The sequence below is a fragment of the Mycobacterium sp. genome (genome assembly GCF_050700595.1).
Taxonomy (GTDB): Bacteria; Actinomycetota; Actinomycetes; order Mycobacteriales; family Mycobacteriaceae; genus Mycobacterium.
The window spans coordinates 1-13,094 of sequence record NZ_JBOHHI010000180.1 but is presented as its reverse complement, the minus strand read 5'-3'; the positions used below and the strand labels follow the sequence as shown (position 1 = coordinate 13,094).

Genomic DNA, 13,094 nt, shown 5'->3' with positions numbered 1-13,094 from the left:
GCGGCGACGCGGATAAGTTGGATTGATGGCATCGAAGGGAACCACCGACGGCGCAGCGCCCACGTTGAGCACCTTGTGGCCCGGAAGCCCGTACCCGAAGGGGGCCACCTACGACGGCGCGGGCACCAACTTTTCGCTGTTCTCCGAAATCGCCGACCAGGTCGAGCTGTGCCTGATCGCCGAAGACGGCAGCGAAACCCGGTACAGCCTCGACGAGGTCGACGGGCATGTCTGGCACGCGTATCTGCCCAACATCACCCCCGGACAGCGCTACGGGTTCCGGGTGCATGGACCGTTCGACCCGGCCGCCGGTCATCGATGCGATCCCAGCAAGCTGTTGCTCGACCCGTACGGGAAATCGTTCTACGGCGGTTTCGAGTTCAGTCAGGCGCTGTTCTCCTACGACATGGCGGCTGCGGCCAAAGATCCCGCGGAGACGGGTGCTCCCCCGATGATCGACTCGCGGGGCCACACCATGACCAGCGTGGTGATCAATCCGTTCTTCGACTGGGCGCATGACCGGCCGCCGCACACCCCATATCACGAGACCGTCATCTACGAGGCGCATGTCAAGGGCATGACGCAGACCCATCCCGGCATTCCCGAGGAACTGCGAGGCACCTACGCCGGGGTGGCCCACCCGGTGATCATCGATCACCTCAAGTCGCTGAACGTCACCGCGATCGAACTGATGCCGGTGCACCAGTTCTTGCATGACCACCGCCTGCTCGAGCTGGGTTTACGAAACTACTGGGGCTACAACACGTTCGGCTTCTTAGCGCCGCACCACCAGTACGCGGCGACCCGGCAACCCGGCGGCGCGGTGACCGAATTCAAAGCCATGGTCCGCGCGTTCCACGAAGAAGGCATCGAGGTCATCCTGGACGTGGTCTACAACCACACCGCCGAAGGTAATCACCTCGGCCCGACCATCAACTTCCGTGGCATCGACAATGCCGCCTACTACCGGCTCGTCGACGACGACCCCAGGTATTACAAGGACTTCACCGGCACCGGAAACAGCCTCAACGTGCGGCACCCACATACCTTGCAGTTGATCATGGATTCGCTGCGCTACTGGATCCTGGACATGCACGTCGACGGTTTCCGCTTCGACCTGGCCGCCACGCTGGCCCGCGAGTTCTACGACGTCGACCGGCTGTCAACGTTTTTCGACCTGGTGCAGCAGGATCCGGTGGTCAGCCAGGTCAAGCTGATCGCCGAGCCGTGGGATGTCGGCGAAGGCGGCTACCAAGTGGGCAACTTTCCGGGTTTGTGGACCGAATGGAACGGCAAGTACCGCGACACAGTGCGCGACTACTGGCGCGGCGAACCTGAGACCCTCGGCGAGTTCGCGTCCCGGCTGACCGGCTCCTCCGACCTCTACGAGGCAACCGGCCGACGGCCCATTGCCAGCATCAACTTCGTCGTCGCTCACGACGGGTTCACGCTGGGCGACCTGGTGTCCTACAACGAGAAACACAACGAGGCCAACGGCGAGGACAACCGCGACGGGGAGAACTACAACCGGTCGTGGAACTGCGGCGTCGAGGGCCCGACCGACGACCCGGACATCCTGGAGTTGCGCGGCCGGCAGATGCGCAACATCATGGCCACCCTGATGCTGTCCCAGGGCACTCCGATGATCGCCCACGGCGACGAGTTCGGGCGCACTCAACAAGGCAACAACAATGTCTACTGCCAAGACTCCGAGCTGTCCTGGGTGGACTGGTCGCTGGCCGAGAAGAACACCGACTTGCTGGCCTTCACCCGCAAGGTGACCCGCTGCCGCACGGACCATCCGGTGCTCCGTCGGCGCCGGTTCTTCGAGGGCCGGCCGATCCGCGGCGCCGACGAAGTCCGCGACATCGCCTGGCTGTCACCAGGCGGCCAGGAGATGACCCGGCAGGACTGGGACAGCGAATTCGGGAAGTGTGTGATGGTGTTGCTCAACGGGGACGCCCTTCCCGAGCCCGATGTCCGTGGTGAGCGGATAGCCGATGACTCGTTTCTGCTGTGCTTCAACGCCCACGACCATGTGGTGGACTTCGTCATGCCGCGCGACGAATACGCCAGCGAGTGGACTGTAGAGCTGGACACCATGCATCCTGCCGGAGACGCCGATCTGGTGGTGAACGCCGGCGACGGGGTCTCGTTGCAGCCACGCTCCATGCTCTTATTGCGTAAGACTCTGTGACACATGGCTGTTCCGGTACTGGCCACCTACCGGCTACAGCTTCGGGGTGCGCCCAGCGGGTTCGGGTTCACCTTCGCCGACGCTGAGAAGCTGCTGGATTACCTCGACGAACTCGGGGTGTCGCACCTGTACCTGTCGCCGATCATGACCGCGGTGCGCGGGTCGGCGCACGGCTACGACGTCACCGACCCGACCAGCGTGTCCGCCGAGCTCGGCGGCGCCGACGGTTTGGTGCGGCTGTCGGCCGCGGCGCGAGCCCGCGGGATGGGCCTGATCGTCGATATCGTGCCCAATCACGTTGGCATTGACAAGCCCGAGCAGAACTCGTGGTGGTGGGACGTGTTGCGGCACGGCCGATCGTCGGCGTTCGCCGGGTTCTTCGATATCGACTGGGAACTCGGCGACGGCCGAATCATCCTGCCCGTGTTGGGTTCTGACGACGACGTCGCGGACCTGACCGTGGACGGCGACCTGCTGCGGCTGGGCGATCTGGCTTTTCCGATCGCCCCCGGCACCGGCGAGGGCAGCGGAGCGCAAGTACACGACCGCCAGCACTACCGGCTAGTGGGGTGGCGGAGCGGATTGTGTGGCTATCGCCGATTTTTCTCGATCACCTCGCTGGCCGGGCTGCGCCAGGAAGATCGCGCGGTGTTCGACGCATGGCATGCCCAGGTGGCCCGCTGGTGCGGCGAGGGACTCGTCGACGGCCTGCGCGTGGACCACCCCGACGGATTATCCGACCCCGCCGGGTATTCGGAGTGGTTGCGGGCGCTGCTTGGGCCGGATGCCTGGATCGTCATCGAGAAGATCCTTGCCGCCGACGAGGCGCTCGAGCCGACACTGCCGGTGGCCGGCACCACCGGTTACGATGTGCTGCGCGAAATCGGCGGGCTTTTCGTCGACCCGAATGGCGCGCCGGCATTGACAGCGTTGTTCGAATCGACCGGCATCGACTGCCAACGCCTGCCCACGCTCTTGCGCGAACTGAAGGCGGTCGCAACTAACGGCACTCTGGCAAACGAGTTGGACCGGCTGCGCCGCTGCATCGTCGCCACTGCGGGTGCTGACCATCCGCAGCTGCCCGACGCGGTGGCGGCGCTGGTCGGCCACATCGGCGTGTACCGCTGCGACTACCTCGGCCTGGCCGCGACATTGCCGGCGGCGCTGGCCGAAACCGAGTCGGCTGCCCCGGAATTGCGCCGGCCCTTGCAGATCGTAGCCGCCGCACTGGCCGACGGCCGTGAACCCGCGGTGCGGCTCCAGCAGTTGTGCGGCGCGGTGACGGCCAAATCGGTCGAGGACTGCCTGTTTTACCGGGACGCCCGGCTGGTGTCGCTCAACGAGGTGGGCGGCGACCCGCAGCGGTTCGGTGTGGGCGCCGCAGAATTTCACCAGCGTGCCGCGACTCGCGCCCGGCTGTGGCCACGGACGATGACGACACTGTCCACCCACGACACCAAACGCAGCGAGGACGTCCGCGCCCGCATCGGTGTACTGTCCCAGGTCCCGTCACTGTGGGCAGAGTTCGTCGCCCGCTGGGAGACCGCCACGCCCTCCCCGGACCCGGCCACCGGATTGTTCTTGTGGCAAAACATCTTCGGGGTCTGGCCGGTGCACGACGAGGTGACCGGAGAGCTGCGTGACCGGCTACACGCCTACACCGAGAAGGCGATCCGGGAAGCGGCCTGGCATACCACCTGGAATGACCCGAACACCGACTTCGAGAAAGCGGTGCACAGCTGGCTGGATACCGTACTGGACGGGCCGGCCGCCCGCGAGCTGACGAGCCTTGCCGCTCAGCTCGATGCGCACGCCGAAAATGATGCACTGGGTCAGAAGCTGCTGGCGCTGACCGTGCCGGGGATACCCGATGTGTATCAGGGCACCGAACTGTGGGACGACAGCCTGGTCGACCCGGACAACCGGCGGCCGGTGAACTACCCTGCGCGACGGGCAGCGCTGAAATCGCTGCGGCATCCCAAGATCCGGGTGGTCGCCGCAGCGCTCCGGTTGCGCCGCGCCCACCCGGACACCTTTCTGCACGGCGGCTATCACCCGGTGCTGGCCGCCGGAAGCGGCACCGACCACATCGTGGCGTTTGGGCGCGCCCAGGACGTGCTGGTGGCCGTCACCCGCTGGACGGTCCGGCTGGCCGACGCCGGCTGGGGCGACACCATGCTGCCACTGCCGGAAGGCTCGTGGACCGACACGCTGACCGGTGCCGTGGTCAGCGGGGCGGTGCCGGCGACGGAGTTGTTCGCCGAACTGCCGGTGGCTCTGCTGGAACGCACTTGATGCGCGAATTCGCGGTCTGGGCACCCAAACCCGAGCAGGTGCGTCTCGACGTCGACGGAGAATGCTACCCCATGACGCGCTCGGATGACGGCTGGTGGCGCACCGCCGTCGACGCCGGGCCGGACGCCCGCTACGGCTATCTGCTCGACGACGACCCGGTAGTGCTGCCCGATCCGCGTTCACCCCGCCAGCCCGACGGCGTACACGGTCGCTCGGCGCTGTGGGATCCGGCCGCGGTGACGTGGACCGACGGCGACTGGTCCGGCCGATCGGTCCAGGGTGCACTGATCTACGAGCTGCACACCGGCACGTTCACCGCGGATGGCACCTTCGACTCGGCCATCGAAAAGCTGGACTACCTGGTCGATCTCGGTGTCGACTTCGTCGAGCTGATGCCGGTCAACGCGTTTTCCGGCACGCACGGCTGGGGATACGACGGCGTGCTCTGGTATGCGGTGCACGAACCCTACGGCGGCCCGGACGCGCTGGTGCGGTTCGTCGAGGCGTGCCATCGCCGCGGGCTGGGTGTGCTGATCGACGCGGTGTTCAACCACCTCGGTCCGTCGGGCAACTACCTGCCGCGGTTCGGTCCGTACCTGTCGTCGGCGAGCAACCCGTGGGGCGAAGGCATCAACATCGCCGACGCCGACTCCGACGAAGTCCGCCGCTACATCATCGACTGCGCGCTGCGCTGGCTGCGCGACTTCCACGCCGACGGCCTGCGCCTGGACGCCGTGCATGCGCTGGTGGACACCACCGCGATCCACATCCTCGAGGAGTTGTCCGCCGAAACCGACGTGCTTGCCGGGCAACTCGCTCATCCGCTGTCGCTGATCGCCGAGAGCGACCGCAACGATCCTCGGCTGATCACCCCCCGCGGTGACGGCGGCTACGGGATCACCGCCCAGTGGGACGACGACATCCATCACGCCGTCCACGCCGCGGTGTCCGGCGAGCGCCAGGGCTACTACGCCGACTTCGGATCGCTGGCGACGCTGGCGCAGACGTTGCGCCACGGCTTCTTTCACGCCGGCACGTATTCGTCATTTCGGCGCCGCCGGCACGGCCGGCCGCTGGATACGGCGAGGATTCCGGCCACCCGGCTGCTGGCCTACACATGCACCCACGACCAGGTCGGTAACCGCGCCGTGGGCGATCGCCCGTCGCAGAACCTGACCTACGGCCAGCTCGCCGTCAAGGCTGCCCTGGTACTCGGATCACCGTACATGGCAATGCTTTTCATGGGCGAGGAGTGGGGCGCGTCCACCCCGTTCCAATTCTTCAGCTCCCATCCCGAACCTGAACTGGCCCGCGCCACCGCCGAGGGACGCAGGAAAGAATTCGCCGAGCACGGCTGGGACGCCGACGAGATTCCCGACCCGCAGGATCCGCAGACCTTCCAGCGCTCCAAACTCGACTGGGACGAAGCCGGCGCCGGCGAACACGCGCGGCTGCTCGACACCTACCGGGACCTGATCGCGCTGCGGCGCACAGAACCCGACCTGGCCGATCCGTGGCTTACCGACCTGGTCATCGACTACGACGAGGAGCAGCGCTGGATCGCGATGCGCCGCGGCCGGTTGACCATCGCCTGCAACCTCGGCACGGAAGCGGCGCGGGTTCCGGTCACCGGCGAGGTGGTGCTGGCCTGGGGCTCGCCGGCCGTCGGCGGCAGCGCCACCGAGCTGGCCGGGCATTCGTTCGCCATCGTGCGGACTGTCGCCGTCGCATGATCACGGTTGCGAGCGAGCCGGCCTGCGTCCGCTGTACCGGATGCCGGCGAGTTGGGGTATGCGGTGCTGGCTGGTCAGGTGGCGCCGCGAACCTCCCCGACGGCGCGGGCGATAGCGGGCGAGTTCGCGCCGGATGGAGGGCGCGAGCAACGGCCCGAGCACCACGCCCGCACCGAGCGCCAGCGCCGTCCCTGCGGCCACGAAAAGGGCGCCGGCCCCGGTGGCCGGTTGCCCGTTGACCAAGTGGACGAAGCCCCGGTACAGCGACATTCCGGCGCGCGCCGACAGTCGCGCCGAGACCGATCGCGGCGGCGGCCACGAACGAGTTCGCGATGGGGTTCGCCCCGGCGACGTCGTACAGCCCGACGAAGAGCAGCGAGCCGGTCGCCCCGGCAGCGCCTGCCGCCAATGCCGCCCGGACCGGCGCGTAGCTCGCGACGGCCGCTGCAGCTGCCCCGATCGCGCCCGCGAGCACACGCACTGGCACGCCGAGGGGGCCGACCGGCACGTCGGGGCTCACGCTGACGTCCACACCGGCGGCCACCCCGATGCGCACCCCGATGGTGACACCGACCAGGATGCCTGCCGACGAGAGCGCGATGTCCATTGCCCGCGAGACGGCGGTGAGCTGGTAGCCGGTGATGGCGTCCTGCACAGAGCCGACGGTGGCCACGCCGGACAGCAGCGCCACGATGTTGGCCGCTACCACCACTGATGGCGCGGTGCCGGCGGGCAGCTGGCCGGCGGCGTCAAGTCCGACGGTGACGCCGGTGGCCAGCAGGGCGTGGACTGCCTGCTGGAACAGGATCGGCACGTGCCAGCCGTTGAGGATGCGGCCGACCCGGTCGATCAGCGCGGTGGTCACTGTCGCGATCGCCACCACCAGTGCCCCGGCGCCGAACAGCAGGGAAAAGCTGCCGGCCATCGCCCCGAACGCGACGGTGGCAACCCAGCCCGGGTAGGGATGTTCGGCGCGTTCCAATGTGCCCAACTGCCCCTGTATCCACTCGGGTTCCGGTGTGGTGTCGACGACGTGCTGGGCGAGGTCGGTGGCCAACTGCAGGCGGGTGTAGTCCAGCGACCGCGACTCCACCACGTACATCGCGGTGACCGGCGCACCCGGCACCGCTCTGGGCACCGACACCGTGATCGAGTTCGCGGTGACGTCTACCTGGGTAGCGGGGAGACCGTAGGCGGTGGTGACCACCACGATGGTGGAAACGACGTCTGCCGTCCCCGCCTGGCAGCCCAGCAGCAGCTGCCCGAGGCGCAGCGCGACATCGAGAACCCGCCGAACGCCGGGCTCGTCCATGTTGACCGTGGTGTGGCGCGCCTCCTGCGGTGCATCGGCTTGGTCGTTGACCGCTGTCGAGTGTCCCGGCTGCTGTGTCACCGCACTCCTGTCTTGTCGTAGGGGCGGTCTAAAGGGTTCGGCGGAGGTTCCGTCCAAGCTGTATTGCCAGCGGCCCGCCGACAGATAACATCAGCACAGGAACTGTGATACTGTGAGCCTGTGAAAAATATCACCGTCTCGGTCTCCGAAGACGTCTACCACCGGGCCCGGATTCGGGCTGCGGAACTCGGCAAGTCGCTGAGCGCCCTCGTCGCGGAGTACCTGAATTCGCTTTCCGAACGGGAGTCGGAGTTCGTGCGGCTGGAGGCGAAGCAGCGGCGGGTCCAAAGTGCAATCCGGCGCTTCCGCGCAGGCGACCGTCTGAGTCGCGAGGCCGTCCACGACCGTGCGGTTCGTTGACACCAACATCCTGCTCTACGCGATCTCGCGCGATCGACAAGAGCGGGACAAAGCGCAACGCGCAAACGAAATTCTGGCCGCCCGGGACCTGTCGCTGTCCGTTCAGGTTCTGCAGGAGTTCTACGTCCAGGCGACTCGCAAGAGCCGGCCGGATCCGCTCACCCATGAGCAGGCCGTCGAGCTGGTGGAATCGTTCATGCGATTTCCCGTGGCCTCCGTTACCGCCGACCTGATGCTGGCCGCCTTTGCCACCCGTCGGCGTTTTGGCCTGTCGTACTGGGATGCCGCGATCATTGAAGCCGGCCGCGCGCTCAGGTGTGATGTCGTGCTCTCGGAGGACCTCGCCGACGGCGAAGACTACGCCGGCGTACGGGTCGAGAATCCGTTCCGCAGTGGCTACAACAAGTAGCGATAGGCCGGCGAGCCGGGCTCGAGCGCTTGGACATGAATCTCGGTGGCCTGTACTCGGGCCAGCAGAGCGTCGCGGTCCGCGGCCGAACCCAGCTCGATGCCGACCAGCGCCTCACCGGTCTCGCGGTTGTTGCGCTTGACGTACTCGAACAACGTGATGTCGTCGTTGGGCCCGAGTACGTCGTCGAGAAAGCGCCGCAGCGCACCGGGCTCCTGCGGGAAGTCGACGAGGAAATAGTGCTTGAGACCCAGGTGCACCAGCGAGCGCTCCAGCACTTCCCCGTAGCGGGACACGTCGTTGTTGCCGCCCGAGATCAGGCAGACCACGGTGGAGTCCGGCTCGATGTCGGCCTCCAGCAGGCCGGCGACGGACAGCGCGCCGGCGGGTTCGGCGATGATGCCCTCGTTCTGATAGAGGTCGAGCATGGCGGTGCACACCGCGCCCTCGTCGACCGTGGTGATCGACACCATGTCGCCGGCCGCGGCCAGTGCGGCATACGTCAACGTTCCGGCCCGGTTCACCGCGGCACCGTCGACGAACTGGTCGACATCGTCCAAGGTCACCGGCCCGCCGGCGGCCAGCGCGGCCATCATCGCCGCCGCGCCCGCGGGTTCGACGCCCAGCACCGAGGTGTTCGTCGTACGCTCCGCCAGGTATGTGGTCATGCCGGCGATGCACCCGCCGCCTCCCACCGGGACCACGACCATACCCGGCTCGCTGTCGAGCTGGTCGAGCAGTTCGACGGCGATCGTGCCCTGCCCGGCGATGGTCCGCAGGTCGTCGAACGGCGGGACCAGCGTCGCCCCGGTGCGGGCCACATCGTCGAGCGCGGCCGCGGCGGCCAAGTCGTAGGTCGTCCCGCCGACGATCAGCTCGATGAAGTCGCCGCCGTGATAGCGGATGCGGTCACGCTTTTGCTTGGGCGTCTTGGCCGGCACATAGACGCGGCCATGGATCCCCAGCGCCCGGCAGGCGTAGGCGAAGCCCTGGGCGTGATTGCCCGCCGACGAGCACACCACGCCGGCGGCAATATCCTCCGGGGACAGCTGCACCAGCAGGTTGTAGGCGCCGCGCAGCTTGTAGGAACGAACCGACTGCAGGTCTTCCCGTTTGAGATAGACCCTCGCACCGGTCGCCGCCGACAATCGATCGCTGGGCTGCAGCGGCGTGGGTGTGACCACGCCGGCGATTCGCCCGGCCGCCGCGTCGATGTCGGCCGCGGACAGCGGCCCGCCGTTCGGGGTGTTCTGGCTCGGTTGGGCGGACACCGGTCAATGGTGCCACGCGGTGAATTCCGCCTGACCAGCGGCTCAGTGCACCGGGGTCAGCACGAAGACCGGAATTTGCCGCTGGGTCTTGGTCTGGTATTTCGCGTAGTCCGGCCAGGCCTCGACGGCCCGCTCCCACCAGGTGGCCTTCTCGTCGCCGAACACCTCACGCGCCTGGTAGTCGCCGCGGACCGGCCCGTCCTGCAACTCGACCCGCGGGTTCTTCTTGACGTTGTGGTACCAGACCGGATGCTTCGGAGCGCCGCCCAGCGACGCCACGATCGCGTACTGGCCGTCGTGCTCGACCCGCATCAACGGTGTTTTGCGGAGTTTGCCGGTCTTGGCTCCGACGGTGGTCAGCAAAATGACCGGCTTTCCCTGCATCTCGGTGCCGTCGGTTCCGCCGGATTCTATGTACTTGTCGGCTTGTTCGCGGGACCAATCGAGCGAGCTGGGTGCGTATTCACCTGAAAGCGGCATGCCGACCAGCTTAACGGCCGCATGGGTGCCGCCGTCTCGCGACTAAGACTTGACCCTTAATTTGGTGTGGGTCTTGAGGTTCGATAGTCCGGCGATGATTTGGCGGCTGTGGTTGATGGTGTCGCCTCGGCGGCGGCATTGTCGCAGTATTTGCCAGTCCTTGAGTCGGGCGATGACGTGTTCGACGCGGGCCCGGATGCGGCGGTGTGCCCGGTAGTGGTGGTCGCGCGGCCGGCACGGTCAGGTCGCGGGGTGGTGATGCTGTTGATGCCGCGGTATGCGCTGTCGCCGAGGACAACGTGGCCAGCGAGCAGTGGCAGCACGGTGTGGCGGGCCACGATAACGTCGGTGGGGTTGTCGGGCCGGCATGGGCCGGTGAGGAGCACGCGCCGCCGGTGGGCGCAGATGATGATCTGGGTGTTGAGCCTGTGCCGGTAGTTCTTGCTGATGGCGGTGATGGGTTGGTCGTGCGCCGGGATGAGGGTGGCGTCGATGATCCAGGATGGGTGCGGATGTGCGGGGCGGGTCGTAGTTCGCGGGCCAGCACCGGGACCAGATGATCGATGATGCGGTCGAGGGCCGATTGGCTGGGATCGAATAGCGCGGCCAGGGCGCGGGTGGTCAGGTTGGTGCGCAAGTGGATCAGCACCAGCAGCACCCGCGTGGGCAGCGGACGGCTCCAGGGGCGTGCGGGGCGCGGCCGGAGACGATGTCGGGTCAGGACACAAACGGTGTGGACTCGGCCGTGAGTTAGTCCGGTCAGTGGCGGTAGGTTTCGGTATCGGTGTGGCAGCGGATGGTTCCATAGCCGGCATGGCAATCGCGCCGACCGACACCAGCACCGTCACCAGCGGTGCCATGGTGCCGCGGCGGCGGGGGAAGTCGAAGGCGTCGAACTTCAGCTATGACGGACCGGTGTCGGTGATCCGGCTGGAGCTCGATGTCGGCGATGAGCGCACCCGCCGGCGGGTGCAGCGGCAGTGGGAGGCGGTGTTTCGGCTGCGCCGGGCGCTGCAGCGCGACGCCGCAGCACGCTGTCGCGCGTATTGGGCGGCCCATCATGAGCGCCAGCGTGATCCGAAGGGATTGCGGGCGCGGCTGGGGTTGACCCGCAAGGCCATGGAGGCCGCCGCCAAGGCGCACATCGAACGTAGTGGCTGGATGCGCGATCACCTGACCAAAGCTGTCGGTCTGCATATGGCCGACGAGGTGTGGGAAACGATCGACCGGCACCTGTTCGCCGACTCCTCAGGGCGCCGACATGGACCGCCCAGGGTCGGCGCGTGGCGAGAGTTCACCCGCATCCCCGGGCGGGCCCGCTCCCACACCAAGAGCCGGCCGGTGTGGGAAACCTACCGGCTGGTCGGCAGCCTAAATGGACACCTCAAGGCTTACCGGAACCCGCGGTTGCCCGCGTCGGTGAGCACCGCGGCGGCGGCGGCCACATCCGCGGGGACCTCGGTTCTGTCCCAGCCGGTCCGGATGCCCGCCCCGCCCAAACCGGCGACGGGCTCGTGGGCCGATCACAACGGTGCCCTGGCAGTGGTGTTCACCGGCCTGCCCGCCGGCGATGTGGTGATGCCGGTGCGAGGCCCCCAGGGCAGCCGGCAGTGGGCGCACCTGGCGCATTTCCTGGCCGACCCGAGTGCGTGGCACAAGATCGACCTGGTGCGCGTGCCCGATCGTAGGGCACCCGGTGGGTGGCGCTACTACGCGCATCTGCTGGTGCATCAAAGCGGGTATCAGTCCCCGGCCACTCGGGCTCGCCGCGCCAAGACCCCGGCTGACCGACGGGCGGGGGTGGATGCCAACGTGTCCAACCTGGCGGTCGCCTCGTTCCCTGGCGAGCAGCCCGAGCAGCTGGCGGTTGACCACATCGCCTGCACCGAGGACCACCAGCGCGCGGCGGCGCGCGCGGCCAAAAAAGCCCGGGTCCGCCAGCGCGCCCTGGATCGCTCCCGGCGCAACACCAACCCTGGGCACTACCGTCCCTCGACGCGGCAACACAAGCGGGCGACTCGCCGCGCCGCTAAAGGGCTGGCGCCCAAAGTGGTCACCAACCCCGGCGGCGCCCGGGCGGCCCGCGCTGACGGAGTGCCCCTGCGAGTCTACCGCCACGACACGCTCTCACGCCGCTATCAGCGCATCCGCACCGAGCATGCCGCCCAGGCCCGGGCGGCCAGTCAAGCCAAACACGCCCGCGCCACCGAGGTTGCCGCGCGGATCGTGGCCACCCACGGCAACACCATCACCGTGGAGGACTGCCGCATCTCGACCTGGGCAAGGTTGTGGGGCAAACGTATTCAGCTGTTTAGCCCAGGCATGCTGGTTGCCGCGCTAAAGCAGGAATGTGCCGCCACCGGTGGCCGGCTTGATCGCGCCGGCACCCGCAAAACCGCGCTCAGTCAAAACTGCCTGTGCGGGGCGCGGGTGCCCAAAACCCTGGCGCAGCGCACCCATGACTGCCCGACCTGCGGGTTGCACGCTGATCGCGACGTCACCTCCGCCACGCTGGCAGCCTGCGTCACGCTTGCCGATCCTGATGACCCGCGCACCGCGCGGGTGGACTACCGATTTGCCCACGCTCTGCGGGCGTGGCTGGCCTCCCAGCAAGAGTGGGAGGGTTCAGTCAACCGGCACCAGCCACCAGCATCGCCAAATGCTGGATCGGCCAGGACCGGCAGCCACCACCCGGTGGTGGCCTCTGCTGAACGAGCAGCACCTGGCCCACCCCCAAACAGACCAAGCCAAAAGCCTGGACGTCGCGGGACCAGCCGAAAACAACCAGCCCCCAAGCTGATTGGCGCTGTATGACCGATTACGGATCAACTCTTAGCCTCAATCCGTGGATAAGCCGGTGATCTGATCGGCGTGTAAATAACGAAAATGCCTTCTGAACTGGGACAATAACGATTGTCGAAGTCGTTTTGTCCGGCGTTCGGGAAGGCATTTCCGG

Annotated in this window: 10 protein-coding genes and 1 pseudogene; 7 read left to right on the top strand and 4 right to left on the bottom strand. The window is 67.4% G+C overall.

Features of this window, described 5'->3' with window-relative positions; all coding sequences use genetic code 11:
• Nucleotides 1-25: 25 nt before the first annotated feature.
• From glgX to treZ, 3 genes are read left to right on the top strand one after another with little or no spacing between them, the layout of a single operon-like run.
• A complete protein-coding gene (gene glgX / locus ACRDTL_RS16575) occupies nucleotides 26-2,197 on the top strand; it encodes a glycogen debranching protein GlgX (protein WP_431507795.1) in 2,172 nt (723 codons plus the stop codon).
• A gap of 3 nt (nucleotides 2,198-2,200) precedes the next feature.
• Complete coding sequence (gene treY / locus ACRDTL_RS16570; RefSeq protein WP_431507794.1) at nucleotides 2,201-4,492, top strand: malto-oligosyltrehalose synthase; 2,292 nt, start codon at nucleotides 2,201-2,203, stop codon at nucleotides 4,490-4,492.
• A complete protein-coding gene (treZ, locus tag ACRDTL_RS16565) occupies nucleotides 4,492-6,225 on the top strand; it encodes a malto-oligosyltrehalose trehalohydrolase (RefSeq protein WP_431507793.1) in 1,734 nt (577 codons plus the stop codon). The genes treY and treZ overlap by 1 nt, the downstream gene beginning before the upstream one ends.
• On the opposite strand, the gene ACRDTL_RS16560 is transcribed toward treZ, so the two are convergent.
• Nucleotides 6,119-7,618, bottom strand: coding sequence for a threonine/serine ThrE exporter family protein (locus tag ACRDTL_RS16560; protein ID WP_431507792.1), 1,500 nt, complete (start codon nucleotides 7,616-7,618; stop codon nucleotides 6,119-6,121). The genes treZ and ACRDTL_RS16560 overlap by 107 nt on opposite strands.
• Before the next feature lie 120 nt (nucleotides 7,619-7,738).
• On the opposite strand from ACRDTL_RS16560, the gene ACRDTL_RS16555 reads away from it, so the two are divergent.
• Both ACRDTL_RS16555 and ACRDTL_RS16550 read left to right on the top strand, forming a co-directional pair.
• Nucleotides 7,739-7,978, top strand: coding sequence for a hypothetical protein (locus tag ACRDTL_RS16555; protein WP_431507791.1), 240 nt, complete (start codon nucleotides 7,739-7,741; stop codon nucleotides 7,976-7,978).
• Nucleotides 7,965-8,387, top strand: coding sequence for a PIN domain-containing protein (locus ACRDTL_RS16550; protein ID WP_431507790.1), 423 nt, complete (start codon nucleotides 7,965-7,967; stop codon nucleotides 8,385-8,387). The genes ACRDTL_RS16555 and ACRDTL_RS16550 overlap by 14 nt, the downstream gene beginning before the upstream one ends.
• On the opposite strand, the gene ilvA is transcribed toward ACRDTL_RS16550, so the two are convergent.
• Together ilvA and ACRDTL_RS16540 are read right to left on the bottom strand one after the other, a co-directional pair.
• Complete coding sequence (gene ilvA / locus ACRDTL_RS16545) at nucleotides 8,375-9,658, bottom strand: threonine ammonia-lyase (RefSeq protein ID WP_431507789.1); 1,284 nt, start codon at nucleotides 9,656-9,658, stop codon at nucleotides 8,375-8,377. The genes ACRDTL_RS16550 and ilvA overlap by 13 nt on opposite strands.
• 42 nt (nucleotides 9,659-9,700) lie before the next feature.
• A complete protein-coding gene (locus tag ACRDTL_RS16540) occupies nucleotides 9,701-10,138 on the bottom strand; it encodes a nitroreductase family deazaflavin-dependent oxidoreductase (protein ID WP_431507788.1) in 438 nt (145 codons plus the stop codon).
• Between the two features lie 108 nt (nucleotides 10,139-10,246).
• Here ACRDTL_RS16540 and ACRDTL_RS16535 point away from each other — a divergent pair, with 108 nt between their 5' ends.
• Nucleotides 10,247-10,576, top strand: coding sequence for a hypothetical protein (locus ACRDTL_RS16535; RefSeq protein ID WP_431507817.1), 330 nt, complete (start codon nucleotides 10,247-10,249; stop codon nucleotides 10,574-10,576).
• Between the two features lie 97 nt (nucleotides 10,577-10,673).
• Here the strand turns inward: ACRDTL_RS16535 and ACRDTL_RS16530 are convergent.
• Nucleotides 10,674-10,796, bottom strand: a pseudogene (locus ACRDTL_RS16530) (transposase family protein); the annotation flags it as partial.
• A 155-nt stretch (nucleotides 10,797-10,951) separates the two neighbouring features.
• Between ACRDTL_RS16530 and ACRDTL_RS16525 the strand changes: the two are divergent.
• The gene (locus ACRDTL_RS16525) at nucleotides 10,952-12,952 is read left to right on the top strand and encodes a zinc ribbon domain-containing protein (RefSeq protein WP_431507787.1); all 2,001 of its coding nucleotides are present in this window, start codon (nucleotides 10,952-10,954) and stop codon (nucleotides 12,950-12,952) included.
• Nucleotides 12,953-13,094: the final 142 nt, after the last annotated feature.

Excerpts from the sequence above, each read along its gene's own strand:
- treY (WP_431507794.1), top strand. The coding sequence starts at position 2,201 with ATGGCTGTTCCGGTACTGGCCACCTACCGGCTACAGCTTCGGGGTGCG.
- treZ (WP_431507793.1), top strand. The coding sequence starts at position 4,492 with ATGCGCGAATTCGCGGTCTGGGCACCCAAACCCGAGCAGGTGCGTCTC.
- ACRDTL_RS16525 (WP_431507787.1), top strand. The coding sequence starts at position 10,952 with ATGGCAATCGCGCCGACCGACACCAGCACCGTCACCAGCGGTGCCATG.
- ACRDTL_RS16540 (WP_431507788.1), bottom strand. The coding sequence starts at position 10,138 with ATGCCGCTTTCAGGTGAATACGCACCCAGCTCGCTCGATTGGTCCCGC.
- glgX (WP_431507795.1), top strand. The coding sequence starts at position 26 with ATGGCATCGAAGGGAACCACCGACGGCGCAGCGCCCACGTTGAGCACC.